The sequence below is a fragment of the Streptomyces sp. A3M-1-3 genome, from assembly GCF_024213665.1.
Lineage (GTDB): Bacteria > Actinomycetota > Actinomycetes > Streptomycetales > Streptomycetaceae > Streptomyces.
This window is the reverse complement of sequence record NZ_JANAVP010000021.1, coordinates 65275-91957: the sequence shown is the minus strand read 5'-3', so window position 1 is coordinate 91957 and position 26683 is coordinate 65275. Positions and strand designations below refer to the sequence as shown.

The window sequence follows — 26683 nt, the reverse complement described above, 5'->3', positions numbered from 1 at the left end:
ATGGGAACGACAGTCCGACTGCCTCTCCGATGGAACTGGTCGGGTGCAAAAGCCCCCGGGTTCCCCTGTTCCGAAACATCCCGGGCGACGGCCACCGCCGCGCCAGGAAAGGAGAGGCATGGCGTCACCAGCCACCATGCGGACGGTCCGGCCACTCGACGGACTGCACCTGCACACCTCGGGGCCCCCGGAGCTGACCGCACTCGCCGCCGAACACCTGCGGCTGCTCGGTGCTGCCCCGACGGACTCCGGCCAGGAGAGCGAAGGCCCGGCCGCCCGTATATCCCTGGCCGGCGACGGGTTCGCCGCTGCCGGCGCCCGCACGGCCTGGGCCGACGGCAGCCGGGAGACCGGCATCTGTGACGAGGCGACGGCGCAGGCCGCCACCGGCATCATGGCGGTGCACGGGCGCCGTGACGGCAGCCCGCGCGGCCTGGCGGTCGACTGTGCCGCCACGGCGACGGCCGTACTCACCGCGCAAGGGCTGCTGGCCGGTCTGCTGGCACAGGCCAGGGGCGGGCCGGCCGCGCAGGTGACCACCAGCGCGGAGCGGGCCGGGCTGCTGTCCGTCTCCCAGTACCTCGCAGCGGCCGGCGCCGCGGAGGGCGAGGCCGTGGAACTGGCGCCGGGCGGGCCGCCGTTCACCGCAGCAGACGGCACCCTCTTCGAGCTCGAAACGCTCGATGCCGGAGCGTGGGCCGCCTTCTGGCGCGCCCTGGACGCGCCGGCCGACGCCGTACGGGCAGGCTGGCGGCCCTTCCAGTTCCGATACGCCACCGCCTGCGCGCCCCTGCCCCCTGCCTTGCACGCGACGACGCGGGACCACTCCTGGCAGCGGATCCGGGAGGCCGCGTCCGCTTCCGGCGCCGAGGTCTGCCCGTTGCGCTCGCTGACCGAGCGCGCGGCCGAGCGCGCCGCCGAGCGGGCCGTCGAACACGACGGCGCGGCCCCGTGGTCACTGGCCGCTCGGGGATCGGGCCACCGGCCCGCGGAAGTGACACCCACCGCCGCCAGACCGCTGGCCGGCCTGACCGTGCTGGAGGCCGGTCGCCGTATCCAGGCTCCGCTCACCGCACACCTGTTGGGGCTGTTGGGTGCGGAGGTGATCCGGATCGAGCCGCCGGGTGGCGATCCGCTGCGTGGGATGCCGCCCGCCTGCTCCGGGATCTCCGCCCGCTGGCTCGCGCTCAACCGGGGCAAACAGGCCGTGGAGGTGGACATCAAGGCGGAGTCCGACCGGCGCCGCCTGCGCGAGATGGCAGCCGAGGCGGACGTCTTCCTGCACAACTGGGCGCCGGGGAAGGCCGCGCAGCTCGGCCTCGACGCCGGCGACCTGTCCGTGGTCAACCCCGCCCTGGTATACGCGTACACCAGCGGCTGGGCCGATCGCCTGCCCGGCGCCCCCATGGGCACGGACTTCATGGTCCAGGCTCGCACCGGCGTCGGCGAGGCCGCACGGCCTGCGGACGAGCCGCCCGCCCCGTCCTTGATGACGCTCCTCGACGTCCTCGGCGGGCTCCTCGGAACCGAGGCGGTGCTCGCCGGTCTGCTGTTGCGGGAACGCACCGGCCAGGGCGTCCGCGTGGACTCCTCCCTCCTGGGGGCGGCCGATGTGCTCACCGCTCCCGGCCTGCGCCGGGCCGCCACGGGCCAGAGCCCGCGCCAACCGGCCGGGTTCCGCCGGCCGCTGCCCACCGCAGACGGCTGGGTCGCCCCCGCCGACGCCTGCGCGGCGGCAGCCCGTGCGTACGACCTGCGCGACCTGCCCACCGGCGAGGCCCTGACCCAACTGCGCGCGCATGGGCTGGCTGCGACCGCCGTCACCACCGACCTGGCCGACCTGCACCACGACCCGCGTTTCGCCGGCTCGATCAGCTGCGACGCCCACGGTGCACCCGCCGTTCCCGACCCCTGGAGCTTCGTATGACCGTCGTACTGCACGACCTGCTGCCCGCCCCGCTGCGCCGCTCCTGGGCCGCCGACGGCACCTGCCCCGACCTCGATCTCTACAGCCTCTACCGGGCACATCAGATCGCCGATCCGCACCGCACCGCCGTCATCGATGCCAAGGGCAAGCTCTGTTACACCGCCCTGGACCGCAAGGTGCGATGTCTGGCCACCGGCCTCGAAGCCGTCGGGATACGTCCGGGCGACGTGGTCGGTGTCCAGCTCCCGGGCGGCCGCAACGCCGTCATCGCCGACCTGGCCCTGGCCGCCCTCGGCGCCGTGGCGCTGCCCTTCCCGGTCGGCCGGGGCAGCATCGAGGCCGAATGCCTGCTGCGCAGGGCGGAAGCCGTCGCCGTCATCGCCGCCGCCGAGCACCGCGGCAACCAGCACGCCGCCGATCTGCTCGCCCTCGCCCCGGCGCTCCCGGCACTGCGCCACGTCATCGCGGCCGGGCCCGGTACGGCCCCCGAAGGAACGGTTCCGCTCTCCCGGCTGCTGCGCTCCGACCCGAGCGCCTTCACCCCCGCCCGGCCCGATCCCGACAGCGCCGCGCGCATCCTGGTGTCTTCCGGCTCCGAGGCCGAGCCGAAGATGGTCGCGTACTCGCACAACGCGCTCGCCGGCGGACGCGGCAACTTCCTCGCCTCCCTCATGCCCGACAGGACTCCGCCCCGCTGTCTGTTCCTCGTACCGCTCGCCTCCGCCTTCGGCTCCAACGGCACCGCGGTCACCCTGGCCCGCCACGGGGGCACCCTGGTCCTGCTCGACCACTTCACCCCCGAGGCCGCGCTCGACGCGGTGCGGGAACACGAGCCCACGCACATCCTCGGCGTACCGACGATGGTGCGGATGATGCTCGACCGGCTCGAAAACTGCGGCGCGGACCTGCCCGCGCCGACGGCGCTGATCCTCGGCGGGTCGGCCCTGGACGAGACCACGGCGGAGAATGCCCGCCGTGCCTTCGGCTGCCCCGTCGTCAACCTGTACGGGTCGGCCGACGGCGTCAACTGCCATACGGGGCTGGACGCCGGCGCCCCGAGCGCCGACGGCCCGAACTCCGGCGCCCCGAGCGCCGACGGCCCGGGCGTCGTGGCCGGCCGTCCGGACCCCCGCGTCGCCGATATCCGCATCGCCGATCCCGAGGCCGCCGACCTCAAGGAGGCGCCGGACGGCACGATCGGAGAGATCATCGCGCGGGGCCCCATGACCCCGCTGTGCTACGTCGGCGCCCCCGACCTGGACGCCCGCTACCGCACACCCGACGGCTGGGTCCGCACCGGAGACCTCGGCTTCCTCGACGACGACGGCACCCTCCACGTCGTCGGACGCCTGAAGGACGTCGTCATCCGCGGCGGCGCCAACATCAGCCCCGCCGAGGTCGAACGGGAGCTGGCCGCCCATCCCCTCGTACGCGACGTGGTGTGTGTCGGCATACCGGACGAGCTGATGGGGGAGCGGCTGGCGGCGTGCATCGTGGCGACCGCCGGAGACGCTCCCACCCTCGCCGAGCTGTGCGACCACCTCACCGCTCGCGGGCTGGAGCAGCGCAAGCACCCTGAACGTCTCCTGCTGGTGGCAGAGCTCCCGCTCACCCCGGCGGGCAAGCCCGACCGGCCCGCCCTCCGCGAGCGCCTCGCCGGGACACAGGCACCACAGCCGGGCGCGGACGGGGCAGCAGCCCCGTCGGCGGAGGCGGTCTGATCCGACCCAAACGGCCGTGGGGGCAGTCCTGGTCAGGACTGCCCCCACGGCCGGGAAGGGTCTGGTCTGGGACGGTCTAGGACGCCAATGCGCCCTTCAGCTCAGCTGCCGCCTTGCGGTACACCGGCAGCAGATCCAGGTCCTCACCCGGATAGTTGACGATCTTCACCTGCTTCGCGCCCGAGTCGGGCAGCACGGTCCCGGTCGACATATGCGCGTTGTCCAGCACCAGCGCGGGCTTCTTCCTCGACAGCTGGGCCAGCTGCGCCGGGGTGACCGCCTCGGGCCCGTACGTCCCCACCACGTTCACACCCGCCATCTTGGCCGACCAGGCGGTGAAGACCTGCGTGACCACGGCCGGGCTCTTACCGCCGGGCCAGGCCGCCTTCAGATCCTTCGACAGCGTGGCGTACTCGGTGTCGAAGGTGGTCTTCCACTTCGCTGCGGCGTCCTCGGTGCCGAACAGCTTGCCCAGGCGGGCCACTTCGGCGGTGGCGTTGTCCGCGTCGTTGTCGAGGTTCACCTCGACCAGCTCGGCGTCGGAGCCGGCCGCCTCCTTGATCTTCTCGGCGTACGGCTCGAAGGGCGCGTAGAGCACGAAGTCGGCCTTGGCCACGGCGGCGAGGTCGGAGGGCTTCGGGTCGTAGTCGGGGGCGTGGTGCACCGACTGGGGCACGATGACAGTCACGTCCTCGGCGCCCGCGGCCTTGGCGAACGCGCCCTCCCAGGTGGTGGTGGCCACCACCACCGGCTTTCCGTCGTGCGGGTGCTTCCCGTCCTTGGTCGACGAGCCGCTGTCGCTGTCGCTGCCGCAGCCGGTGACCAGGGCCAGTGCCGCGCTCAGTGCGAGGAGGGAAGTGAAACGGACGCGGTTGCGCGCCATGAGCTGATTCTCCGTTCAGGTATCAGATGGACGCCGAGGACAACAGCCCCCGCCGTCAGGACAAGGACCGGACCGGGCGGCAGGTCCAGCCGGAGGGCGATCAGAAAGCCCGTCAGATTGACGACGACTCCGATACCGACCGCCCAGGCGGTGATCGATCCGAGTGACGTCCCCAGCCGGCGTGCGGCGAGCGCGGGGAGCAGTGTCAGCGCGTCGACGAGCAGTGCGCCGGTGAGCTTGATCGCGCCCGCGACCGCCACCGCGACCAGCACCAGCAGCACCAGGGTCAGGGCTCGCACCGGAACCCCGGAGCAGAGGGCGAGTTCCCTGTCGTACAGCAGCAGCGCCACATCGCGCCGCCGCCACCAGAAGAGACCCGGCACGATGACTGCGAGCGCGCCCAGTACCACCAGGTCCGGGGTGCCGACCGACAGGATCGAGCCCCAGAGCAGTGCGAACGCCCCGGAGGCGTTGACCCCCGAGACGGACAGCACCAGCAGGGCCGCCGCGATGGCCAGGCTCATCAGCAGGCCCATCGCCCCGGAGAGTCCGTCCGGTGTACGGGCCAGTGGGGCGACGCCCGCACCGGCCAGCGCGCAGGCGACCAGTGCGCACAGCACCGGGTCGAGGCCGGTCAGCATGCCGACCGCGATGCCCAGCAGCGCCACATGCATCATCGCGAACCGCACCGGCATGATGTCCAGCCCCACGATGACCACGCCGATCACCGGCAGGCCGACCGCCGCCAGCAGCAGGGCCAGTCCCGCCCGCTGTACGGGGAGGAGCTGCAGGAGTTCACCGACGTCTGCCGCCAGGTTCACCCGACCTCCCGCAGCCGTCCGGCAGCCATCTCCAGCACCCGGTCGCAGCGGTCCGCCAGTGCCCGGTCATGGGTGACGACCACGAGGGTGACCGGCAGCGAGGTGAGCACGTCGGCCGCTTCTTCCTGACCATCGAAGTCCAGCGCGGCGGTGGGTTCGTCCGCCAGGAGTACGCCGGCGCCGGCGGTGACGCAACCGATCGCCCGAGCCAGGTACATGCGCTGCAACTGCCCGCCGGACAGGGTGTGCAGCGGCCGGCCGGTCAGATGTCCGACCCCCAGCTTCCCGGCCGCCTCGACGGCTTCGCCCCGGGCCCCGCCGCTCGCCAGCAACTCGGCTGCCAGCAACGGAAACCGGCCGGTGGCCGGCTTCTGCGGAATCCACGCGCAGGCCCGCCGCCGCCACGCCCACTCGGCCGCCGACCGGGTGCCGCGTCCGCCGACCAGGATCTGGCCGCCCCACTGCCGGTGCAGGCCGAGCACGGCCCGCAGCAACGTGGTCTTGCCCGAGCCGTTGGTGCCCGTCAGCGCGACCCGCTCACCGGCCGCGATCTCCAGATCCACGTCCCGTACGGCCTCGACCCGGCCATGGCGGCAGGCGACCTCGCTCATCCGCACTTCCAGCCCGCCCATCACACCTCCCTCGTTCTCCGCACGAAGGAAGTCGGATGGCAGACGCGTCCAGTTCCCGCGCTCCGGGAAGTCATTCCGGTGAGCGCGGCAGGGGCACAGGTCAGTGCCCGTGGAGCAGCGCCGTGCGGCACGCCGCCACGTCGAAGTCCGCCTTCGGGTACTGCGGATCCAGGGCCTGGAGGTGCTCCAGCAGCAGTTTGCTGACCGCCCAGTTGCGGTACCACTTGCGGTCAGCCGGGACCAGGTACCAGGGGGCCGCATCCGTCGAGCAGCGCTCCAGGGCCAGTGCGTACGCCCGCATGTACGCCGGCCACAGTTTGCGTTCGTCGATGTCGCCCGGATGGAACTTCCAGTGCTTGTCCGGGTTGTCGAGCCGTTCCAGCAGCCGGCCCCGCTGCTCCTCGTGACTGATGTGCAGGAAGACCTTCACGACGGTCACCCCGTCGTCGGCGAGGGACTTCTCGAAGCGGTTGATCTTCTCGTAGCGGCGCTCGACCGCGTCGGGCGGCACCAGTTCGCGTACCCGGGCGATCAGGACGTCCTCGTAGTGCGAGCGGTCGAAGATCCCGATCTCGCCCGGCAGCGGCAGCGCCTTCTTGATCCGCCACAGGAAGGAGTGGTTCAGCTCCTTCGCCGTCGGCGCCTTGAACGCCCTGACCCGGCAGCCGGACGGATTGAACTGACCGATGACGTGTTTGACCGTGCCGCCCTTGCCGCTGGTGTCCATGCCCTGGAGCACCAGCAGCAGCCGGCGCCGGTCGCCCGACGTGCTCGCCGCGAAGAGGCGCTCCTGCAGCTCGCCGAGACGTTCACCCATCTGGATGGTGTCGGCGAGCGCGTCGATCCGGTCGGCCGGGCTCGCCGGTGTGTCCGCCGCGTCGTAGGAGGAAAGATCCAGCGGCTCGTCGCCGGGGATACGCAGCAGCCCACGGAGACCGGCAGGCCGCCGCTGCTTGTTCGCCGGGCTCTTCGCGCCCTTCGCGGCCTTGCCTTTCTTCGTGTCCTTCTTGGCCACTGCGCACCCCTTCCGGCAGCCGGTCAGTTCCCTCGATCGTGCGACGGATCGCCGGGAACCGCGAGTGCTGGCCCCGCTATCGCCAAGGGCCGGTGACGGCGAACGTGGTGCCGGGGGTGTAGCAGTTCACGTACATCGTCCCGCCGTCCGGCGAGAAGACGACCCCGGCGAACTCGCCCCACTCCGGGGCCTTGGGGGTCCCAATGTTCTGGGCGCCGCGGGCCATCGGGTAGACCTCGCCGCGCCTGGTCAGCCCGTACACGTGCTGTGCTCCGTCGCCGTCCTCGCACACCATCAGGCCGCCGCCGGCCGCGAGGCAGATGTTGTCCGGGGACTCACCGGGCAGCTGGATGTCCGTACTCGGGCCGAAGGCGATGACCAGGGTCAGCCGGCGCCGGTGCGGCTCGTACTTCCACACCTGGCCGAAGTGGTCGCCGGCCGAGCCCTCCCTGCTGCGCGCGAAGCTGGAGACGAAGTACACCGACTTGCCGCCCCAGTAGCAGCCCTCCAGCTTCTGGGCGTGCGTGATGCCTTGTCGACCGAAGTCCTGCAGCCGGATCGGGGTCTCCTTGGCCAGCGGGTCGGGGACCGGGACCCACTCCACCCCGCCGAAGCTCGCGCCGGTCTCCTGGATCGCCGAGAGGTCGGGCACGCCGGGTACCCGCATCGCCTCCAGCGCACCACCGGCGCGCAGCGAGCCCGTACCGCCCAGCGGCTTCTCGGGCAGGAAGCGGTAGAACAGGCCGAAAGGTTTCTGGAAGGCGTCCTCGGTCTCGTACACGATGCCGCTCTTCGGGTCGACGGCGATCGCCTCGTGCTGGAAGCGGCCCATCGCGGTGAGCGGCACGGCGCCGGTGCGGTGCGGATCGACCGGGTCGACCTCGAAGATGAAGCCGTGGTCCTTGGTGTAGCCGTTGGTGCCGGCCTTGTCCTCGGTCTCCTCGCAGGTCAGCCAGGTTCCCCAGGGGCTGGGCCCGCCCGCGCAGTTCACGGCGGTACCGGCGATGGCGACCCGTTCGCCGAGGACGTGGTTACGGGAGTCCAGCGCGAGGGCCGTACAGCCGCCCATGCCGTTCGGGTCGTACGTCAGGCCCTTGACGGCCGGTACGCGGATCCTGGCGGTGGGGCGGTTCTCGTGGTTGCGCACCAGATGGACGCGGCTGCGGCGGCCCGCGAAGGCGGCCATGCCGTCATGGTTGCTGGGCACCCTGCCCTCGTCCGAGCGGAGCGGATCGCCCTCTCTCGACAGGACCTTGTAGCGAAATCCCCGGGGCAGATCGAGCAGGCCGTCCGGGTCGGGCACGAGCGGCCCGTAACCGCTCCTGCCCCGGCCCTGCGCGGCGGCCGTATCCGTGAACAGTTCCGAAACGGAGCCGGTGAAGGCGATGCCGGCGATCGATGCGCCGGTACCGGCCAGGACTTGACGTCGTGTCGCGGTCATGAGGCAACTCCCTGCTGGGGGACAGGAGATGTGACCCGCACGTGTGTATCACGCGTTTGGGTGACACGTGAACCATGCGGGCCACAGTGCCTCGTGTGGCTACCGGTCAGGCGAGCGACGCGGACAGCGTGATCGTCGTGCCCGTCAGCGCCTGGCTCACCGGGCAGTTGGCCTTCGCGTCCTCCGCCGCCTTGACGAAGCCGGCCTCGTCAAGACCCGGCACCTCGCCCTGCACCGTCAGGTGGATGCCCGTGATGCCGGTGCCCGGCTGGAAGGTGACCTCGGCCTGGGTGTTCAGCCGGGTGGGCGGGTTGCCGGCCTGCGCGAGACCGTGCGAAAGCGCCATGGAGAAGCAGCTCGAGTGAGCGGCCGCGATGAGCTCCTCGGGGCTGGTCTTGCCGTTGGCCTGCTCGGCGCGCGACGGCCAGGAGACCGGGTACTCGCCGATGCCGGAGGAGTCGAGGGTCACGGTGCCCGCGCCCTCGAGCAGGTTGCCCTCCCACACCGTGTGCGCCTGACGCTTGGTGGCCATGATGGATCCCTTCAGATGGATTGGTCCCAACCGGCCCCAACCTACTGGGCCACCAAGCCTTTCGCGTCCCGCGCCAGCGCGGTGAGCCGGGAGATCGCCCGGAAGTACTTCTTGCGGTAGCCGCCGTTCAGCATCTCGTCGCTGAACAGCTGGTCGAACGGCAGTCCGGACGCGAGCACCGGCACCTCCCGGTCGTACAACCGGTCCGCGAGCACCACCAGGCGCAGCGCAGTCGACTGGTCCGGAACCGGCTTGACATCGGTGAGGCAGACGGCGCTGACGCCGTCCGTGAGCGCCCCGTACCGGCTCGGGTGGACCTTCGAAAGGTGGTCCAGCAGGCCCGGGAAGTCGTCGAGCGACGCCTGCTCGTTGGTGTACGCCGCCTTGGTGACCTGCTCGTCGGAGTACGGCGGCGGCGCCTCGGGCAGCCCGCGGTGCCGGTAGTCCTCGCCGTCGATCCGCAGCGGCCGGAACTGTGCGGACAGCCCCTGGATCTCGCGGAGGAAGTCGGCGGCGGCGAAGCGGCCCTCGCCGAGCTTGCCGGGGAGGGTGTTGGAGGTGGCGGCCAGCGCCACGCCCGCGTCGACGAGCTTGCCGAGCAGCGTGGAGACCAGGACCGTGTCGCCCGGATCGTCGAGCTCGAATTCGTCGATGCAGAGCAGCCGGTGCTCGCTCAGGGTTCGCACGGTCTGCTGAAAGCCGAGCGCGCCGACCAGGTTCGTCAGCTCGACGAAGGTGCCGAAGGCCTTGTACTCGGGGGCGGCCGGGGTGGCGTGCCACAGGGAGGCGAGCAGGTGCGTCTTGCCGACGCCGTACCCGCCGTCCAGGTACACGCCGCGCGGGCCGGCCGGCGCGGTGGGCTTCTTCGCGAACCACCGGCGCTTGCCGGAGCCCGTCGCGTGCGCCCCGCCGAGACCGGCCCCGAAGGCGCTCAGCCCGGAGACCGCCTCGGCCTGGCTGGGCTGGTTGGGGTCGGGTACGTACGTGGCGAAACGCACCGAGTCGAACCGGGGCGGCGGCACCATTTCGGCGACCAGCCGGTCGGCGGGGACGTGCGGCGCGCGGGCGCACAGGGACAGCGGGCCCGCTTCGGCAATCGGGCCCTGTGCGGACGCGGTGAGGGAGGACGACACAGCTGTCCACTCTACGTCCCGTGCCACACTGCACCGCATGCGACGCCTGTTCCCCGTGACCGACCAGACATCAGAGACGGCCGGAGCCGCCGGAGCGGCCGGCCGCGAGTGGGAGCTCGACGAGCTGGCCGATGCCTACGCGTATCCGGCCGGGGAGGCGCACTGGCTGCGGGCCAACATGGTCTCCACGCTGGACGGCGCGGCCCAGCACGACGGGCGTTCCCAGCAGATCTCCTGCGACACGGACATGCGGATCTTCGGGACCCTGCGGGGCCTGGCCGATGTCGTGGTGGTCGGAGCTGAAACGGTTCGTCTTGAGGGGTACCGGCCGGCTCGCGCCCGCGAGGCCTTCGCCGCCCGCCGGGAGGCGGCCGGACAGGGGCCCGCGCCCGCGATCGCCGTGGTCAGCGCAAGCCTGCGGCTGGACTTCGCCCTGCCGCTCTTCGCCTCGCCCCTGGTCCCGACCCTGATCCTGACCGGCGCGGGCGCACCCGCCGACCGGATCCAGGCCGCCGAGAAGGCGGGCGCACAGGTGCTCGTCGCGGGGGAGGGGGCGGCCGTCGATCCGGCGCGCGCGCTGCGCGCGCTGGCGGACCGCGGCCTGACCCGGCAGCTGACCGAGGGCGGGCCCCGGCTGCTCGGCCAGTTCGTGGCGGCCGGGGTACTGGACGAGCTCTGCCTGACTGTGGCGCCGATGCTCACCGCCGGGGACGCCCAGCGCATCGCCGGCGGGCCCGCGATCGCCGTACCGGAGCGCTTCGCACTGGCGTCCGTACTGGAGGAGGCCGGCTTCCTTTTCACCCGATACCGTCGGATCTGACAATCGGCGGAATATGCTGTTCCGCTTAGTTTCCGCTGGGCACACTTAAATGCGCAGGCCCCGTGGGCGCACGGGGCAGGATGGTTTCCGCAGGGGTCGGCCACGACCCATCAAGGAAAGGGCGCCCGTCGTGTTCACGAGCGTATTGATGATCGAGAAGCCCCTGACATCCGTCGACGTGGATTTCATCACCACACTGCACGGCGACGACCGGGTCTCCTTCGTCGTACTCATGCAGCCGCGCGGCGACCAGGACCGGCTGCTCCGGGCCATCGACGACGTGGCCCTCGGCGAACTGCCCGGCGCCATCCGCGAGGGCGAGGAGCCGGAGGGCAAGGACGCGAGACTTCCGGCCGAGAGGGCACTGGCCCACTCGGTCGAGGCACTGCGCGCGTCGGGCAACGAGGCCGTGGGCCAGGTCGTGGAGGACCACCCGCTGGACAAGCTGAAGTCGGTCGTCGAGGAGACGGGGGCCGACGAAGTGATCGTCCTCACCGCTCCCCACTTCGTGGAGGAGTTCTTCCACCGGGACTGGGCCTCGCGCGCCCGCCACAAGGTCGGCGTACCGGTGCTCAAGCTGTTCGCGCACAACGAATAGGCTGAAGGCGCACACGCCGCACCGACCTGGGAGACACACGCATGGCATCCGGCCTTCCTTCCGCCATGGACCGACCGCACTTCATCGGCATCGGCGGCGCCGGAATGTCGGGCATCGCGAAGATCCTCGCCCAGCGCGGCGCGCAGGTCGCCGGCAGCGATGCCCGGGAGTCCGCCACCGCCGAGGCGCTGCGGGCCCTGGGCGCCACGGTCCACATCGGACACGCCGCCGGGCATCTCGCGGACGACGCGTCGTGCGTGGTCGTCTCCAGCGCCATCCGCGCGGACAACCCCGAGCTGGCCCGCGCCGCCGAGCTCGGCATCCCGGTCGTCCACCGGTCCGACGCCCTCGCTTCCCTGATGGACGGGCTGCGCCCGATCGCCGTCGCCGGTACGCACGGCAAGACGACCACCACGTCCATGCTGGCCGTCTCGCTCGCCGCGCTGGGCCTCGACCCGTCGTACGCCATCGGCGGCGACCTCGACGCGCCGGGCTCCAACGCCCACCACGGCGGCGGCGAGATCTTCGTCGCCGAGGCCGACGAGAGCGACCGCAGCTTCCACAAGTACGCGCCCGAGGTCGCCATCGTCCTCAACGCCGAGCTGGACCACCACGCCAACTACGCCTCGATGGACGAGATCTTCGACTCCTTCGAGACCTTCGTCGGCCGGATCGTGCCCGGTGGAACGCTCGTCGTCGCCGCCGACCAGGCCGGCGCCGTCGAACTCACCTCCCGGGTCCGCGACCTGTCCACGATCAAGGTCGTGACGTACGGAGAGTCGGAGTCGGCGGACGTACGCATCCACAAGGTCACCCCGCGCGGCCTCACCAGCGAGGTGACGGTCCTGCTCGGCGGCAAGTTCCTCACGTTCATGGTCTCGGTCCCCGGCCGCCACTACGCGCACAACGCGGTGGCCGCCCTCGCCGCCGGCGTCGCCCTCGGCATCCCGGCCCACAACCTCGCCTCGGCGCTCGGCAAGTACACCGGGGTCAAGCGCCGCCTCCAGCTCAAGGGCGAGGCGAACGGCGTCCAGGTCATCGACTCGTACGCCCACCACCCCACCGAGATGACGGCCGACCTGGAGGCGATCCGCGGCGCAGCCGACGGCTCGCGCATCCTGGTCGTCTTCCAGCCCCACCTCTTCTCCCGCACCCAGGAGCTGGGCACCGAGATGGGCCAGGCGCTGGCACTGGCCGACGCCTCGGTGGTCCTCGACATCTACCCGGCCCGCGAGGACCCGATCCCCGGCATCACCAGCGCGCTGATCATCGACGCGGCGAAGGCGGCGGGCGCCGATGTGACGGCCGAGCACGACAAGGCGGCGATCCCCGGAGTCATCGCGGGAATGGCGAAGCCGGGCGACCTCGTTCTCACCATGGGCGCGGGCGATGTCACCGACCTCGGCCCCGAGATCCTCGCCCGCCTGTCGAACTGAGGAGACGCCACCCATGTCGTACGACGTAGAGAAGCCGGACGAGCAGTGGCGCACGGAGCTGTCCCCCGCGGAGTACGCGGTCCTGCGCCAGGCCGGCACCGAGCCCGCCTTCGTCGGTGAGTACACGGACACCAAGACGGCCGGGGTGTACTCCTGCCGGGCGTGCGGCGCCGAGCTGTTCCGCTCCGACACGAAGTTCGAGTCGCACTGCGGCTGGCCGAGCTTCTACGATGCACGCAACTCGGATGCCGTAGAACTTGTGTCCGACACGTCACTCGGAATGATCCGCACGGAAGTCCGCTGCACCCGCTGCGGCTCGCACCTCGGGCATGTCTTCGACGGCGAGGGCTACCCGACCCCCACGGACCAGCGCTACTGCATCAATTCCATCTCCTTGCGGCTGATCCCGGACTCCGACGAGGGCTGACCCTTCCGGATCCTGCTGGTCCGCCTCAGCGCTTGTGCCGTGCCGGTCTGAGCGAGATTCTGGTCGACGACGTGCCGAAGCGCCTTGCGTGGGTGGCTCTTCCGGACTATCCGCTGTCAGCCCTCCGGGAGGCTCACTCGGTTGGTTCTCCGGGGCGGGCAACCGGTTCACGCCTCGGCCCTCACACCGTCTGGTGCCCTGCAATCAGCGTCGGCCGCGACGAATCCTGCCGCTGCTCGGACGATAGGCGTCTTTCGCGATCTGTTCGAGGTCCTCTTCGCTGGACATGCGGTTCCTTCGCTGAGCTTCGGCCTGTCCGACGGCCTTCCTACCCGCCGCTTGTGCAGGGGTTTCGATGGGCAGCCCCAGAATCGCAGCGTCAACCGCCGCCAGCAGGACTCCAAGCCCACGGAGCCGGGCCGCGTCACCGACGCCGTCGTTGGGGCACCAGGCCCTCGATCATCCGGTCGTCCTCCGCTCGGAGGACGTCACGCGACTCGGTTGGGACGTCCGCAGAACCGGATCCTTGCCTCGGCGCGCCGTGCATGACCTGGAAAGCCAGCCGCAGCTCCTCGTCGGTGAGCCTTTTCGTTTAATGCTCACCAAACATTTGGCCGTGCATGCACCATATGCTCGATTTGGTTTACCGGGTGCTTGAAGGTGGAGTTGCAATCGGGTGCGCGGCACCCGTTAGGATCACGGCATGATTACGGCGCGGTCGCCCTTCGGTGTGCTGCGGGCCCGGACATCCCGCGGTCCGCTGCGCATGCTTTGGCTGACCCTGCTCATGGTGGGATTGGTGTACGCGCATGGCGTGAGCGCCGAGAGCGCCGCCCATCATCTCTCCAGCAGTGCGTCCTTCTCGGCATTGACTTCGGGCAGCATGTCCGCCGATCCCGTCGACTCCTCCACGGAAACGGCCCAGTCCCCTGCTGGGGCGGGCGAGGAACACGACGAGGAGGACCCCGCGCAGCCGGCCGAGGAATGTATGCCGGGACAGCCACAGCAGGGCGCTGCCCTGCAGGTTCCCTGCTCAGGTGTCCTGGGTGACAGCGCCCTCGGCGGTCAGGTACCGCACCGGTCGCCCGTGGCCGACGGCCGGACGGACGGCCTGCCCTTGGCAGGTGCGAGAGCGACAGGCATCCTGCGGATCTAGGACTTGGATCTCTCCTCGAGCTGATCGACAGCCCGCACTTTGAACGGGCCTGTCGACGGCACTTCCCGAGTGACCGATCTCTGTCCCTGCTTCCTTCTCCCAAATTCTTGAGAAGGAAGGCACCGCACGGAGGAACTGTGTCGTTCCACCCGCTCGAATTCCTTGGCACCACAGGCGCTCGAATGCGCGGCGGCCTCGTCGCCTGCATTCTTGCCGCACTGACGATCGCCGCTGTTGCCTGTGTTGTCCATTCCCGTGAAGCGGGTCACTCTCACGCTGAGACGCCGACGCTGTCCCAGCATGCGACCACCAGCAACGAATTCACCGGCAACGTGCCCGCGCCGTCCGATTCTGCGGAAGTCTGCCTTACCGCAGCCCGTACGTTGAGAGCAGGGCAGGAAGCGCCCGCACTCAAGGTGTCAGCTGAGGGCCCTGCGGTCGTGGCGGTCGTGGCCGCTCTCAGTATGTGGCCTTCGGCTGCTCAGCGGCCTCTCTTCAGACCCCCCGCAATACGGACTGGCCGCTTCACACTCACAAACGTTTGTTGTTGGCGTATTTAGAGCTCACTCGTGCGGCCGTGACGACCGGCCGCCGCCGAATGCTGCCGCCTGGAGCAGGACTCTGCCCCTCGGCCGCAGCAGCAGGCGAGATGCGCACTGAAACAGCCATCTACGAACGAGAGCCGAAAAGATGTCCACTCTCCCCACTGCTGAAACCAGCCCGCCCTCTCGCACCGCTCTTTCTGGACTGGTCGGCAACACCCCCCTTCTTCGGGTGTCCGAGCCCTTCGCTCAGGACGGCCGCGGCTTCTGGGCCAAGCTCGAAGGCTTCAACCCCGGCGGCATTAAAGATCGCCCTGGGCTGCACATGGTCGAGCGCGCCCGTGCCCGCGGCGATCTGCGGCCGGGCGCCAGGATCATCGAGTCCACGAGCGGCACCCTCGGTCTCGGGCTGGCGCTGGCCGGCATGGTCTACGGCCACCCGGTCACGCTGGTCACCGACCCGGGCCTGGAGATGTCCATGACGCGGCTACTGACCGCGTACGGAGCGCAGGTCAACGTCGTGTCCGAACCTCATCCGACGGGCGGCTGGCAGGAGGCTCGCCGCGAGCGCGTGAAACGGCTGATGGCCCAGCACCCCGGCTCCTGGTGCCCCGACCAGTACAACAACCCGGACAACACCACCGCCTACACCCCGCTCGCCCTGGAACTCGCCACTGAGCTGGGGCACATCGATGTGCTGGTGTGCAGCGTGGGCACTGGCGGACACTCCGCAGGCGTGTCACGGGTCCTGCGTCAGCTGTACCCCGAGCTGAAGGTCATCGGCGTGGACGCCATCGGCTCGACGATCTTCGGGCAGCCGGCCAGGCCGCGGCTTATGCGCGGCCTGGGATCGAGCATCTACCCACGCAATGTCGCGTACGAGAACTTCAGCGAGGTGCACTGGGTGGCTCCGGCCGAGGCGGTGTGGACGTGCCGGCAGCTTGCCGCCTCGCACTATGCGACGGGCGGCTGGAGCGTGGGGGCGGTCGCTCTGGTCGCCGGATGGCTCGCGCGCACGCTACCGGCCGACACCCGTATCACGGCTGTCTTCCCCGACGGGCCGCAGCGCTATCTGGGCACGGTGTACGACGACGACTACTGCGCCGCCCACGGTCTGCTCGAAGGGCCTCCAGCCATCGAACCCGAAATTGTGGGACGGGTGGACGAGAAGGAGATCACCCGCTGGACCCGGTGCACAGCGGTCGTAGACCCGCTGACGCTCCCGGATGGCTCGGAGCAGCCGGAGGATGTCGCCCTGACCGATACGTATGTCGCGCCGGACGAGGCGGAGGACGAGCGTCAGTGAAGGGCACTCTCGCACAAGTCCGTTCCTACGAACGGAGCGTCCAGCTGTTGATGGTGAACCAGTTCACCATCAACCTCGGCTTCTACATGCTGATGCCGTACCTCGCCGCCCATCTCTCCGGGACCCTCGGGCTCGCCGGCTGGATCGTCGGACTCATCCTTGGCGTACGGAACTTCAGCCAGCAGGGCATGTTCCTGGTCGGCGGCACCCTCGCCGACCGGCTCGGCTACAAGCCGATGATCGTGGCGGGCTGCGTCCTGCGCACCGCCGGCTTCGCCACCCTCGGCCTCGTGGACTCACTGCCCGCCCTGCTGGCTGCCTCCGCGGCCACCGGCCTGGCCGGAGCACTGTTCAATCCGGCCGTCCGCGCCTACCTCGCCGCCGACGCGGGTGAACGGCGGGTGGAAGCCTTCGCCCTCTTCAACGTCTTCTACCAGGCCGGCATCCTGCTCGGCCCGCTGGTCGGCATGGTGCTGACCGGCGTCGACTTCCGCGTCACCTGCCTGGTCGCGGCCGGCATCTTCGCGCTGCTCAGCGTCGTACAGATCCGCAGCCTGCCGGCACGCCGGGCGGATGAAACGAAGGAAGCAAAGACCGGGAAGCGGGAGAGCGTGATTTCCCAGTGGCGCGGGATCCTGGCCAACCGGCCTTTCCTGCTGTTCTCCGCCGCCATGATCGGCTCGTACGTCCTGTCCTTTCAGGTCTACCTGGCTCTGCCTCTCGAAGTCCGGCGCCTTGGTGGTCAGGGATCGTTCGGCACAGCCGCAGTCGCGGTGCTCTTCGCAGCCTCCGGCCTTGGCACGATCCTCTTCCAGACCAAGGTGACCGCCTGGTGCAAGGCCCGGATGGAGCCTGGCCGGGCGCTCACCTGGGGAGTGCTCATGATGGGTGTGGCGTTCGTCCCCCTGCTGGCCGCCACGGCCGTGCCTGTACCCGACGGCGGGATGGCACTGTGGCTGCTCGCGGCGGTGCCGCCGACACTCGCCGCGCTGCTGCTCGCGTTCGGCACGATGATCGCGTACCCATTCGAGATGGACACCATCGTCCGCCTCTCCGGTGACCGGCTCGTCGCCACCCACTACGGGCTCTACAACACCATCTGCGGCGTCGGCATCACGCTGGGCAACCTGCTCACCGGCGCCGCGCTGGACGCGGCCCGCGCAGCCGGCATGTCGGCTCTGCCGTGGATCTCGCTGCTCGCACTCGGCCTTGCCTGCGCCACCGCCCTGTACGGGCTGCACCGCACCGACCGTCTCTCGCCGCCGGTGCGCGAAGCCCAGCCGGCAGCAGCCTGACGAACCGGCCCCACCAGGGAGGGGTGGGCACTCGACGGTGCCCGCCCCTTCTCCTGCCGTGCCCATCTCCTCCAGGAGCACCCATGCCCACCCCCGCCACGCCGCCCGCACGCGGCCTGCGGCTACGGCCTTTCCGAGCTGTTCGCTACGACCCCGCGACCGCCGGGGAATTGTCCAATGTCATCTGTCCGCCGTACGACGACGTCGGCTCGTCCCATGCTCGCGCCCTGCGCCGCCGCCCTCATCACCTGGCGCGGCTCCTGTACTCGTCGGAACCACAGACCGCCGCCGGGCAGTTGGAGCGCTGGCTGCAGCGTGGCGTCCTCGTACGGGACAGCCTCCCCGCTCTCTACGTCTATCAGCAGCAGCTCGGCGCGAAGGTCCTGCACCGGGGCGTCATAGGCGAACTCGACCTGCCGACCGGCACCCCTGCCGCGGTGCTTCCCCACGAGGACGTACAGGCACACGTCGTCGGTCAGCGGGCGGCTCACATGGAAGTTCTACGAGCCCAGCTCGAACCGCTGCTGCTCACCTACCGTGCCGCGGCTTCCTCGGGGAGCGCCGCCGTGGAGGGCGTCACCAGGCGCCGGCCGCTGGCTGTCGCCCGGATCGGCCGGATCACACACAGCGTGTGGGCCTGCACCGATCTGAGTGAACAGGCGGCCATCACCGGCCACCTGGCGGGCGCCAGCGCGCTCATCGCCGACGGCCACCACCGCTACGCCGCCTGTCTGCGGCTCGGCGAACAGCAGCCTCGCGGACCATGGGGACAGAGCCTGGCGCTGCTGGTCGACCAGGCGACCCACCCTTTGCAGCTGACCGCGATCCACCGCGTCATCCCCGGTCTGGAGCCGGACAAGGCCCTCGCGGCAGCGGCCGACGTGATGCGCGTACGCCCCCTGCCCGGAGGGGCCCGGCAGCCGCTGCCCGGCGAACTCGTCCTCACCACAGGCGGACATGCGTGGGTTCTCACCGACCCCGACCCGCGGTCACTCGACGAGGCACTGGCGGGGCAGCCGACCGAATGGCGCGACCTGCCCACAGCCGTCGCCGACCACCTCCTGCTGAACCGGACTTGGTCGGTGCCCGACCTCCCCGGCGCCGTACGGCACGTACACGACGCGCACCTCGCCACCGCTTCCGCAGTCACACCGGGGCACGGCATCGCCGTTCTGCTGCCTGCCGTCAGCGAAAAAACCGTACGAACGCTGGCCGGTGCCGGCGTGCTTCTACCCCGAAAAACGACCTCGTTCGGTCCCAAGCCGGCCGCCGGGCTCGCACTGCGTGTGCTCGGCGCCCCCTGATATTTCCGCACATCAGACCTGCAAGGAGCAGATTTCTTGTCTTCCACCCAGCTCATCCAGCGGCCGTACGAGACCGACAAGCGGCACAGACCCGGATCCGGCCGCGCCGCACTCCGCAAAGCGCGAGTAAGCCGGGCTCGTAAGAACGCGCTGCTGGCGCGCTATCTCGGCTACGTCGGATACTTCGTCGGCGCCGGCCTCATCAGCGGTGCGGTGGTGCACCACCCCCTGGACCCCGCCCGCTATACACGCATCGCCGGCTACGGAGTACTGGTCTTCCTGGCCGCCACCCTGCTCAACGAGTACATCCTCGCCGAGAAGAAGCCCGCCTTGCCGAGGATGCTTCAGGTAATGGGCGCTTCCCTGCTGCTTTCGTTCGGTATAGGCATGCTCAGCGGCGGCCTTCAGCATTTCGAGGACTTCCCGGACCGCGCCGCCCTGCTCGTACCGCTCGGCGTCACCGTCTCCTTCGTGGCGTACGTCCTCAAAGACGCAGAATCGACATGGCGCCGCATCTTCAGCCTGGCCGGACTCACCGCACTGATCGTCGTCATCGTCAGCTTCGTGGGTCTGCGCTATGTGGCATCGACCATGGCAGTACCCGCGGACGGCGGAGGCCACAGCCACGGAAGCGGAGAGGAACGAACGGAAGAAGGGCACGACGAGAAGATGCCGGAGAACGCAGGCCCCTCTGCCGGCGCGCCGGAGCCAACTTCGGCGGCGACAGACGCTGGTCAGCCGGAAGCTCCGGGACGCGACGACGGGCACAGTCACTGAATCCACGTATGCGATGGACCCGCCGGGTGCGCCCCCGCCGGGTCCATCGCCTGCAGAACGTAAGCGAGCGGCGGCTGCCACTTGCTCGCTGGTGACCGCGGCCGTGAAGGCGGACCCGGCCGTGAGCGAGGCGCTCCAGCTGCCCCAGCGCGCCAGCCGCCAGCCGCCAGCCGCCAGTCCGGCTGTCGACTGCAGTGCCCGGCTGTATCCGCTGGGCGGTCTAACAACCCGGAAGAGCACGAAGCTCCCTGTTGATCACGGTGTTTGATCGCGTCCAGCACGCGGCTGGGTGCGAGACCAGAGCTCAAGCAGCACAATCGGCTGTCCGCGTTCCAGGGTGCCTCAGGTTGACGTGTCACGCGGTGTCGCGGAGGACACGTCCTGCGCTCGGGCGACAGTGCTGCGGATCGTTGCGCGCAGAGCGCCATCGGCCAGCGCCTGCCATGCGTCGTGAAGCGACGGTGTGTCAGCAAGCCACGGCGGTGGCGGCGCGGTCTGTGGCGTCACGCGGAGCGTTCCCTTCGTCGTACGAGAGACTGGTGAGCTGTCCCTCGACCGGATGCCAATTCACGATCGCAGCCCGCCAGCCACCGGCTTATGAGCGTTTATGAGTGATCGCCGAAGTCCCGTCCCACAAGCCTGTGTTCAGCGAGAGAATGCCGACCATGGGGAGCAGCGAACGGCGACGGTGTGTGCAGTGCGGCGTGCCGCTGAGCCGATCCAACGCAGGAACTCGCTGTGCGTCCTGCCAGCGCGAACCAGTGAGGCGGCTCGACCCGGCCTTCTGGGCCACCCCCGCAGTGCGGGACGCCGCAGCGGCGTGGGAAATCGGGATTGTGGTCCGTCTCTTCCGGCAACACACGGGTCTCTCTCAAGCCGCCGTAGCCCGCCTGGTCAACATTGACCAAGCCGAAGTCAGCCGACTGGAGCGAGGACGGAAGAAGATCCGCGACCGTCGCCGGCTTGCGCAGTGGGGCGAGGCCCTCGGCATGCCCGACGACCTCATGGGACCGCTGCCGAGCACGGAACACCCTCCACCGCACTCGGTGGATCGCGCTGACAGCCGCCTCGAATTTCCGGACGGACCTGGTCATCTCCTCCTTCCTGCCGGCCGGAGTCTTCCGCCGACCGCGCTGCCCACGCTTACCGGCCCTGCCTCAACATTCCGCGGAAGCTCTCTGTGGCTCTCTCCGAGCCGGGACATCAAGGCGTGGACCTGCATGCCGCTCAGGGCGCTCATCGTCGCGTCCCGGGTGGTCGACGGTGCCCAGCGGTATTTCGCCGTGGATGCACGTGAAGGAGCAGCCCGAAGCTGCTCACAGGGCACCGGGCCGCGATCGCCACCTGGGTGCGCGCTGAAGCCGTCCCTCAGACCGCGCTGACGGCCGGGCCGCACACGCGCCAGGCCGCGCAGCCGCCACCTCAGCCTCGACGCCCTGGACACCGCCTGTGTGTACGCGGCTGCCGAATTGAAGTCCGTGGCCGGTCCTCATGCGATGACGACCCGATAGCCTGCACGGAACGATCAACGGCACTTGAGATCCGTTCAGGCGGGAGCCGACGGGGAGTTGGGGCGATGGTGGGCGTGACAAAGACGGTAGCGATCTACTCTCTTGGCGGCACCATCGCCATGACCACAGATCCCGCGACCGGGGGCGTTGTGCCAGCTCTGTCCGCCCATGACCTGCTGGCTGCTGTTCCCGGCCTCGAGGCGCGGGGGATCGAGCTGCGCGTACATGACTTCCGCAGGGTTCCCGGCGCCTCGCTCGCCTTCGAAGACCTTGCCGACCTCAGCGCGGAGATCGACAAGACACTCAGCGGCGGCGACGTCGACGGGATCGTCATTACCCAGGGGACCGACACCATCGAGGAGACCGCGTTCTTCCTCGACCTTCACCACGGCCAGGACCAGCCCGTCATCGTCACCGGTGCCATGCGCAACCCGACCATGGCCGGACCCGATGGACCCGCCAACCTGTACGCAGCCGTCATCGCGGCGGCCGATTCGAAGCTGCGCGGAGCCGGGTGCATGGTCGTCCTGGGCGACGAGATCCACGCGGCGCGCCATGTCCGCAAGGCCCACACCACCAGCCCGGCCGCCTTCACTTCGCCTGGTGCCGGCCCGATTGGATCTGTCGCTGAAGACCGAGTACGGCTGAACCCCGCGTTGCCCGCCCGGCGCGCCGGTCTGGGACGGCCCGCCCGGGACGTCCGAGTGGGCCTTTACACCGTCACCCTGGGAGACGATGGCAGCCTTCTCGAGTTGTGGGACGGAGAGTGCGATGGGCTCGTCGTTGCTGCCTTCGGGGTGGGCCACGTGCCGCAGTTGCTCGTGGAAGCGTTGAGTCGGATGGCCACGGGCATCCCCGTCGTCCTGGCTTCGCGGATCGGCAACGGCCCTGTCCTGAAGGGCACCTACAGCTTCGCGGGATCGGAGAAGGACCTGATCGGACGAGGCCTCATCCCGGCCGGCGACCTCAGCCCGTACCAGGCCCGGCTCCTGCTCCGCTCGCTGATCGGTCGAGGAGCGGACCGCAGGACGATCGTCGACACGTTCGCCGACATGGCGTACTGAAACCACGGCAGACAGCCCCCGGAGAGGACCGCGCATGCACGCCCACGAACTGACCATCGGTCGGACCTTTGGTGTCACCTTCGACCATGGCGAGGACTTTTTCGACACGCTCTCCCGGTTCTGCCGTGAGCACGGGATACGCCAGGGATACGTCCCCTCGTTCATCGGCGCTTTCGCCGAAGCCGAGATCGTCGGTGCCTGCGAAAAGCTCAAGGACCCGAACGCACCCGTCTGGGCCAAGACCTACGTCACCAACGTCGAGGCATTCGGCGCCGGCACCCTCGCCCACGACCCGGAAACCGGCGGCATCCTGCCGCACATTCACGCATCCGCCGGGCTCAAAGCCCAGGATGGCCGTCCTTCTACGACCCGAAGGACACGGACGCGGTCGAGCTGATCGAGGACCGCTCGCACGGCATGCTCCGCACGGAGGTGTGGTGCGCCAGGTGCGGCTCGCATCTGGGCCACGTCTTCGAGGGCGAGGGCTACCCGACCCCCACCGACCAGCGCTACTGCATCAACTCGATTTCGCTGACGCCGGCCCTGGACAAGGCGACGAGGTAGTCCGCCAGGCTCCGGCGCGCGGTCCAGCCCTGGGACTGCGCCCGGGTCATGTCCAGCACCACCGTATGGGCCAGTTGATCCACCGCGTAGCGGCTGAGGGCGGGCTCGGCGGATCCGGCGCCGCGGCGGGCCAGGGCCTCGGCGGCGCGTGCGGCGGTGCGGGCGGCTCCCAGCGGGAGATGGCGGATCCGCGCCGTGACACCGTGGGCCCGCAGCACCTGCCGTACGGCGGTGTCGCGGGCGTAGGAAACGGCGTCCGCCACGTTGTACGCGCCCGGCGTCCAGTCGGCTGCCGCGAGGCAGGCGTCGGCGAGGTTCTCCACGGCGGTGAGGCTGAGCCGGACGTCGGGGCCGGGCAGGAGCAGGGTCCGGGCACGGACGCGGGAGAGCAGCCGGGGCAGGAGCTGGGTGTCGCCAGGGCCGTACACGGCGCGCGGCCGCAGCACCACGGCGCCCGCGGACAGGGCGAGCGCTTCGCCCGCCGCCTTGGTCCGGCCGTACGCGTTGAGGTGGCCGCCGCGCGGGTGATCCTCACCGACCAGGCTGCGGTCGTACCGCGGGTCGTAGACGCTGGCGCTGCTCACCCAGACCACCGGCCGGCCGCCCGCGGCCTCCAGCAGCCGTGCGGTGCCGTCGATGTTGACCGCGCGCATCTCGGCCTCGGCCGGTGAGCCCGGCACAGGATCCCCGACCGCCGCCGCGCAGTGCACGACGAGATCCGTGCCCCTGAGGTCGGGGACGCTGCTCAGGGAGGCGTCCCAGAAGCGGTGTTCGCCCAGTGGTCCCGGTCTGCGTCCTACGCACACCACGTCCGCTCCCGCGGTGGCGGCGGCGCGGGCGAGATGGCCACCGCAGAACCCGCTCGCTCCGGTGACGGCGATGCGCGGGTGGGACGTCATGGGCGCGCCTCCGGGTCGTGGGCCGGCCTTCCGGCTCGTACGGTCAGCGACTGCCAGCCGGGCAGGGCGGCCCGCCTGTCGACCCGGGCCCGGACCACGACCGGCCGGTGCGGGGTGAGCGACGCCAGTACGTCGGCCAGCTGTACGCGGGCGAGCCGGGCGCCGGGGCAGGTGTGCGGCCCGGCGCCGAACACCAGGTGGGCGAGGTCCGGTTCGGCGGGGTGGTGGGCGTCGGGATCGCGTTCGTGCGCGCCGACGGCGTGGCGGGCGATCAGCAGCAGCCGGTCGCCGGAGCGAACTGGGCAGCCACCGACCGTGCCGTCCGCGGCGGCGACGCGGGGGAGGAGCGGCGAAGGCGCGGTGACTCGCAGCAGTTCGTCGGCCAGGTCCTGGCGCAGCGTCTCGTCCGCGGCCTGGTCCCACAGCCCGGCGTCCGCGCACCAGGCCGCGGCCCGGGGCAGTGCGGCGACGGTGGTGTTGACGGCGGCCACCGCCACCATCGCGGACAGCGCGTCGTCCGCGCAGCCGAGGAGCTGCGTCAGGCGTGTGGTGGAACGCGCCGTTTCGGCCTGCGCGCCGGGGCGGCGCGGGCCCGGCAGATGGCTCCGGACCGAGGCGGCCGCGGCCTCGGCTGCGGCGTGCGCGACCGCCGTCGGGTCGGCGTCGGAGCGCAGCAGGGCGCACACGACCGAGCCGGACATCTCCCGCGCCAGCTCCACCAGGTCCACCTCGCCGCCCTGCGCGAGTGGCGCGAGCCGCCGCAGGAGCAACGGCTGCCACACCGCCCGCAGGTGCTCCACCCCGGCCGTGCCGAGGCTCTCGGCGAGGCCGCGCCGCCCCGACCGGTGCGCGCTGCCCTCCTGGTCGAACAGGACCCCGCCGTCGTGCGCGCCCGTGGCCGAGAGCGCCGCCCGCGCCGCGCCGCCCGTCGTGCCGGCCGCCGTACGGTCGAGCGGCAGGCGGGTCAGCGCCTCCCGGAAGGCGTCGGATTCGTGCACCAGCAGTGTCCGCCCGATCCTGCGCACCGGCCGGCCGCGAGTGGCGGCGAGCAGCGCGAACAGCAGGGGGTGGCTGCGCAGATAGACCCGGCGGTCGCGCCGGCGGGCCCGGGCGAGGGCGGAGTCCGGCGTTGTTCCGGTGGTCGTTGCGGTCATCGGACGTGTACCTCCGCGATGTCGGCGGGCCGGTGGCGCCGGTCCCAGTACCGGAGCAGGGTCCGGCGCGCGCCCTGAGCAGCGCCACGTCGAGTGAGCGCCCCGGCGAGCGCGTCGCCGTTGGCGGAGGTGTGGCGGCGGTGGGCCGCCATCACACGGTCCCGGGCGGCACGCAGGGCACGTGCGGCCGCGATCGCGTGCGGGCGGACGGTCAGGCCGGTCACGCGCGTCCGTCCAGCCGTGCCGTCGCGAGCCGTGCCGTCGCGGCCCGGTCCGGCTTGCGGGAGCGGCCGGCCAGTGGGATGTCCGCGAACAGCAGGGCGTCGGGGCGGGCCGTGCCCATGCGCCGCAGCGGGGCCGACAGGGCGGCGCGCAGCTCGGGTTCGCCGGCGCCTGGCTGCGGCTGTACGACGGCGACGAGCCGTTCGTCGCCGTCACCCGCCGGGACGCCCACGAGCACGGCCAGCTCCACACCCGGCACCTGCAGGGCGGGCTCGTACAGGCCCGGATAGATGTTCTCCGCCCGGCGCAGCACCATGTCCTTGCAGCGGCCTTCCAGGATGATCCGGCCCGTGGCGTCCAGATGCGCCCGGTCGCCGGTCCGCACCCACGGGTCGGGGTCCTCGCCGAGATAGCGGTGCCGGGCGGCGGGTCCGGCCAGCAGCAGCTGTCCGTCCTCGTCCGGCTTGGCCTCGACGCCCGGCAGCGGGGCGCCGATGAGGTCTCCGGCGCCGTCGAACGCGGCCTTCTCGCGCGCTTCGACGGCGGCCGCGGGAAACAGCTCGGTGAGCGCGTACACGCCCCATGCCTCCGCCGCGCCCGCACGCCGCACCCGGGACAGCAGCTCGGCGCTCGCGGGAGCCGAGCCAGTCCACACCCGCCCCGGGAAGCGGGCGCCCGCGCGCAGCGCGTCCCGCAGCTGTGGCGGGGTCAGATACGTGCCCTGGGGGCGCAGTCGGTGCAGTTGCCGGGCCAGTACGCGCGGTGAGCGCGCCGGGAGGGCGACGGGGGCGCCCTCGGTCAGGGACGGGACGAGGACGAAGAAGGTGCCGCCGAGCACCGGTTCGTCAGGCCGCGCCCCGAAGAGCGAGGAGACCGTGTCCATCCCGGCGGCCAGGCTCGCCCGGGTGTGCACCACGGCGCGTGGCCGGGCGGTGGTGCCGGAGGTGAAGACGATGACCGCGTCGCCGTCCCCGTGGTCCGAGCCAGGGCCGGGGACGCCGACGCGGGACGCGGCCGCATCGAGCATGGGCGCGCAGCCCGGGAGCCGGCGGCCGACCGTGGCCACCGGACCCAGTTCGCCCAGGTCCGGGAGGGCGAGCTGGGCACGGCGCGCCAGCGGCCGGGCCCAGCCCGCGACGGCCTGTGCCGTGGCATCGGCGAGTACGAGCGAGGGCCGGGCCAGCGCGAGCCGGGCGCGCAGTACCTCGGGGCCCGCGCCTGGGTCGAGAACGGCGCCGCGCAGCCCGAGCCGCCACAGGGCGAGCAGTACGGCGAGCGCGCGCGGTCCGGGGCGTACGGCGACGCCGACCGTCTCCCCGGCGCGCAGCCCGCGCTGATGCAATGCGGCGGCGTACGCGTCGGCAAGCCCGACGAGTTCACCGCGCGTGGCGCGGACCCGGGGCGCGCCGGTGCGGGTGGCGGTGAGCACTGCGGGCTGCTCGGGGCGGGTGCGGAGTGAGTGCTGGAGGCGGTCGAGCATGGGGCGGGTCCTCTCTGTGCGGC

25 protein-coding genes and 1 pseudogene are annotated in these 26683 nt (G+C 71.0%); 15 read left to right on the top strand and 11 right to left on the bottom strand.

Annotation, left to right across the window (positions count from 1 at the left end; all coding sequences use genetic code 11):
* Positions 1–118 precede the first annotated feature (118 nt).
* Positions 119–1927 (top strand): CoA transferase, encoded by a 1809-nt coding sequence (locus tag NLX86_RS23180; protein WP_254373692.1) that lies wholly within the window; start codon positions 119–121, stop codon positions 1925–1927.
* Entirely contained in the window at positions 1924–3648 is a 1725-nt protein-coding gene (locus tag NLX86_RS23175; RefSeq protein WP_254373691.1) for a class I adenylate-forming enzyme family protein, read from the top strand. Before NLX86_RS23180 ends, NLX86_RS23175 begins: the two co-directional genes overlap by 4 nt.
* Before the next feature lie 76 nt (positions 3649–3724).
* Here NLX86_RS23175 and NLX86_RS23170 read toward each other — a convergent pair whose 3' ends face one another.
* The 7 genes from NLX86_RS23170 to zapE all read right to left on the bottom strand — a co-directional run bounded on the left by NLX86_RS23170 (position 3725) and on the right by zapE (position 10144).
* Positions 3725–4531 carry a metal ABC transporter substrate-binding protein gene (locus NLX86_RS23170; protein ID WP_254373690.1) on the bottom strand — a complete coding sequence of 269 codons (807 nt, stop codon included), beginning with the start codon at positions 4529–4531 and terminating at the stop codon, positions 3725–3727.
* On the bottom strand, positions 4489–5346 hold the full coding sequence (locus NLX86_RS23165) for a metal ABC transporter permease (protein ID WP_302061660.1): 858 nt from the start codon (positions 5344–5346) through the stop codon (positions 4489–4491). The genes NLX86_RS23170 and NLX86_RS23165 overlap by 43 nt, the downstream gene beginning before the upstream one ends.
* A 2-nt stretch (positions 5347–5348) precedes the next feature.
* Positions 5349–5984, bottom strand: a complete 636-nt coding sequence (locus NLX86_RS23160) for a metal ABC transporter ATP-binding protein (protein ID WP_254373688.1) — start codon at positions 5982–5984, stop codon at positions 5349–5351.
* 100 nt (positions 5985–6084) lie between these two features.
* On the bottom strand, positions 6085–6999 hold the full coding sequence (locus NLX86_RS23155) for a PPK2 family polyphosphate kinase (RefSeq protein WP_254373687.1): 915 nt from the start codon (positions 6997–6999) through the stop codon (positions 6085–6087).
* A gap of 76 nt (positions 7000–7075) precedes the next feature.
* Complete coding sequence (locus NLX86_RS23150) at positions 7076–8440, bottom strand: alkaline phosphatase PhoX (RefSeq protein WP_254373686.1); 1365 nt, start codon at positions 8438–8440, stop codon at positions 7076–7078.
* 106 nt (positions 8441–8546) lie between these two features.
* On the bottom strand, positions 8547–8972 hold the full coding sequence (locus NLX86_RS23145) for an OsmC family protein (RefSeq protein ID WP_254373685.1): 426 nt from the start codon (positions 8970–8972) through the stop codon (positions 8547–8549).
* A gap of 41 nt (positions 8973–9013) precedes the next feature.
* A complete protein-coding gene (zapE, locus tag NLX86_RS23140) occupies positions 9014–10144 on the bottom strand; it encodes a cell division protein ZapE (protein WP_254373684.1) in 1131 nt (376 codons plus the stop codon).
* Between zapE and NLX86_RS23135 the strand changes: the two genes are divergently transcribed.
* The 13 genes and pseudogenes from NLX86_RS23135 to NLX86_RS23080 all read left to right on the top strand — a co-directional run.
* Entirely contained in the window at positions 10143–10925 is a 783-nt protein-coding gene (locus NLX86_RS23135; RefSeq protein ID WP_254373683.1) for a pyrimidine reductase family protein, read from the top strand. The genes zapE and NLX86_RS23135 overlap by 2 nt on opposite strands.
* A gap of 130 nt (positions 10926–11055) precedes the next feature.
* On the top strand, positions 11056–11523 hold the full coding sequence (locus tag NLX86_RS23130; RefSeq protein ID WP_254373682.1) for an indole-3-glycerol phosphate synthase: 468 nt from the start codon (positions 11056–11058) through the stop codon (positions 11521–11523).
* 41 nt (positions 11524–11564) lie between these two features.
* On the top strand, positions 11565–12959 hold the full coding sequence (gene murC, locus NLX86_RS23125; RefSeq protein WP_254373681.1) for a UDP-N-acetylmuramate--L-alanine ligase: 1395 nt from the start codon (positions 11565–11567) through the stop codon (positions 12957–12959).
* A 13-nt stretch (positions 12960–12972) separates the two neighbouring features.
* The gene (gene msrB / locus NLX86_RS23120; RefSeq protein ID WP_254373680.1) at positions 12973–13386 is read left to right on the top strand and encodes a peptide-methionine (R)-S-oxide reductase MsrB; all 414 of its coding nucleotides are present in this window, start codon (positions 12973–12975) and stop codon (positions 13384–13386) included.
* Between the two features lie 703 nt (positions 13387–14089).
* A complete protein-coding gene (locus tag NLX86_RS23115) occupies positions 14090–14542 on the top strand; it encodes a hypothetical protein (protein ID WP_254373679.1) in 453 nt (150 codons plus the stop codon).
* A 690-nt stretch (positions 14543–15232) separates the two neighbouring features.
* Positions 15233–16390, top strand: a complete 1158-nt coding sequence (locus NLX86_RS23110; protein ID WP_254373678.1) for a PLP-dependent cysteine synthase family protein — start codon at positions 15233–15235, stop codon at positions 16388–16390.
* Complete coding sequence (locus NLX86_RS23105; protein WP_254373677.1) at positions 16387–17685, top strand: MFS transporter; 1299 nt, start codon at positions 16387–16389, stop codon at positions 17683–17685. Before NLX86_RS23110 ends, NLX86_RS23105 begins: the two co-directional genes overlap by 4 nt.
* An 83-nt stretch (positions 17686–17768) precedes the next feature.
* Positions 17769–18989 carry a DUF1015 domain-containing protein gene (locus tag NLX86_RS23100; protein WP_254373676.1) on the top strand — a complete coding sequence of 407 codons (1221 nt, stop codon included), beginning with the start codon at positions 17769–17771 and terminating at the stop codon, positions 18987–18989.
* Between the two features lie 36 nt (positions 18990–19025).
* Positions 19026–19766: a hypothetical protein gene (locus tag NLX86_RS23095; protein WP_254373675.1), complete on the top strand. Its 741-nt coding sequence runs from the start codon at positions 19026–19028 to the stop codon at positions 19764–19766.
* A 656-nt stretch (positions 19767–20422) separates the two neighbouring features.
* Complete coding sequence (locus NLX86_RS35140) at positions 20423–21148, top strand: helix-turn-helix domain-containing protein (protein ID WP_374213943.1); 726 nt, start codon at positions 20423–20425, stop codon at positions 21146–21148.
* A 194-nt stretch (positions 21149–21342) separates the two neighbouring features.
* Positions 21343–22341, top strand: coding sequence for an asparaginase (locus NLX86_RS23090; RefSeq protein ID WP_374213939.1), 999 nt, complete (start codon positions 21343–21345; stop codon positions 22339–22341).
* A gap of 34 nt (positions 22342–22375) precedes the next feature.
* Positions 22376–22738, top strand: coding sequence for a PCC domain-containing protein (locus NLX86_RS23085; protein ID WP_254373673.1), 363 nt, complete (start codon positions 22376–22378; stop codon positions 22736–22738).
* Positions 22690–22905, top strand: a pseudogene (locus tag NLX86_RS23080) (peptide-methionine (R)-S-oxide reductase); the annotation flags it as partial. The gene NLX86_RS23085 and the pseudogene NLX86_RS23080, both read left to right, overlap by 49 nt.
* On the opposite strand, the gene NLX86_RS23075 reads toward NLX86_RS23080, so the two are convergent.
* The 4 genes from NLX86_RS23075 to NLX86_RS23060 are packed head-to-tail and all read right to left on the bottom strand — an operon-like array spanning position 22851 to position 26660.
* Positions 22851–23804 (bottom strand): NAD(P)-dependent oxidoreductase, encoded by a 954-nt coding sequence (locus NLX86_RS23075; RefSeq protein ID WP_254373672.1) that lies wholly within the window; start codon positions 23802–23804, stop codon positions 22851–22853. The pseudogene NLX86_RS23080 and the gene NLX86_RS23075 sit on opposite strands and share 55 nt — an antisense overlap.
* The gene (locus tag NLX86_RS23070; RefSeq protein WP_254373671.1) at positions 23801–24958 is read right to left on the bottom strand and encodes a cytochrome P450; all 1158 of its coding nucleotides are present in this window, start codon (positions 24956–24958) and stop codon (positions 23801–23803) included. The genes NLX86_RS23075 and NLX86_RS23070 overlap by 4 nt, the downstream gene beginning before the upstream one ends.
* Positions 24955–25182, bottom strand: a complete 228-nt coding sequence (locus NLX86_RS23065) for a hypothetical protein (RefSeq protein ID WP_254373670.1) — start codon at positions 25180–25182, stop codon at positions 24955–24957. Before NLX86_RS23065 ends, NLX86_RS23070 begins: the two co-directional genes overlap by 4 nt.
* Positions 25179–26660 (bottom strand): class I adenylate-forming enzyme family protein, encoded by a 1482-nt coding sequence (locus tag NLX86_RS23060; protein ID WP_254373669.1) that lies wholly within the window; start codon positions 26658–26660, stop codon positions 25179–25181. The genes NLX86_RS23065 and NLX86_RS23060 overlap by 4 nt, the downstream gene beginning before the upstream one ends.
* Positions 26661–26683 lie beyond the last annotated feature (23 nt).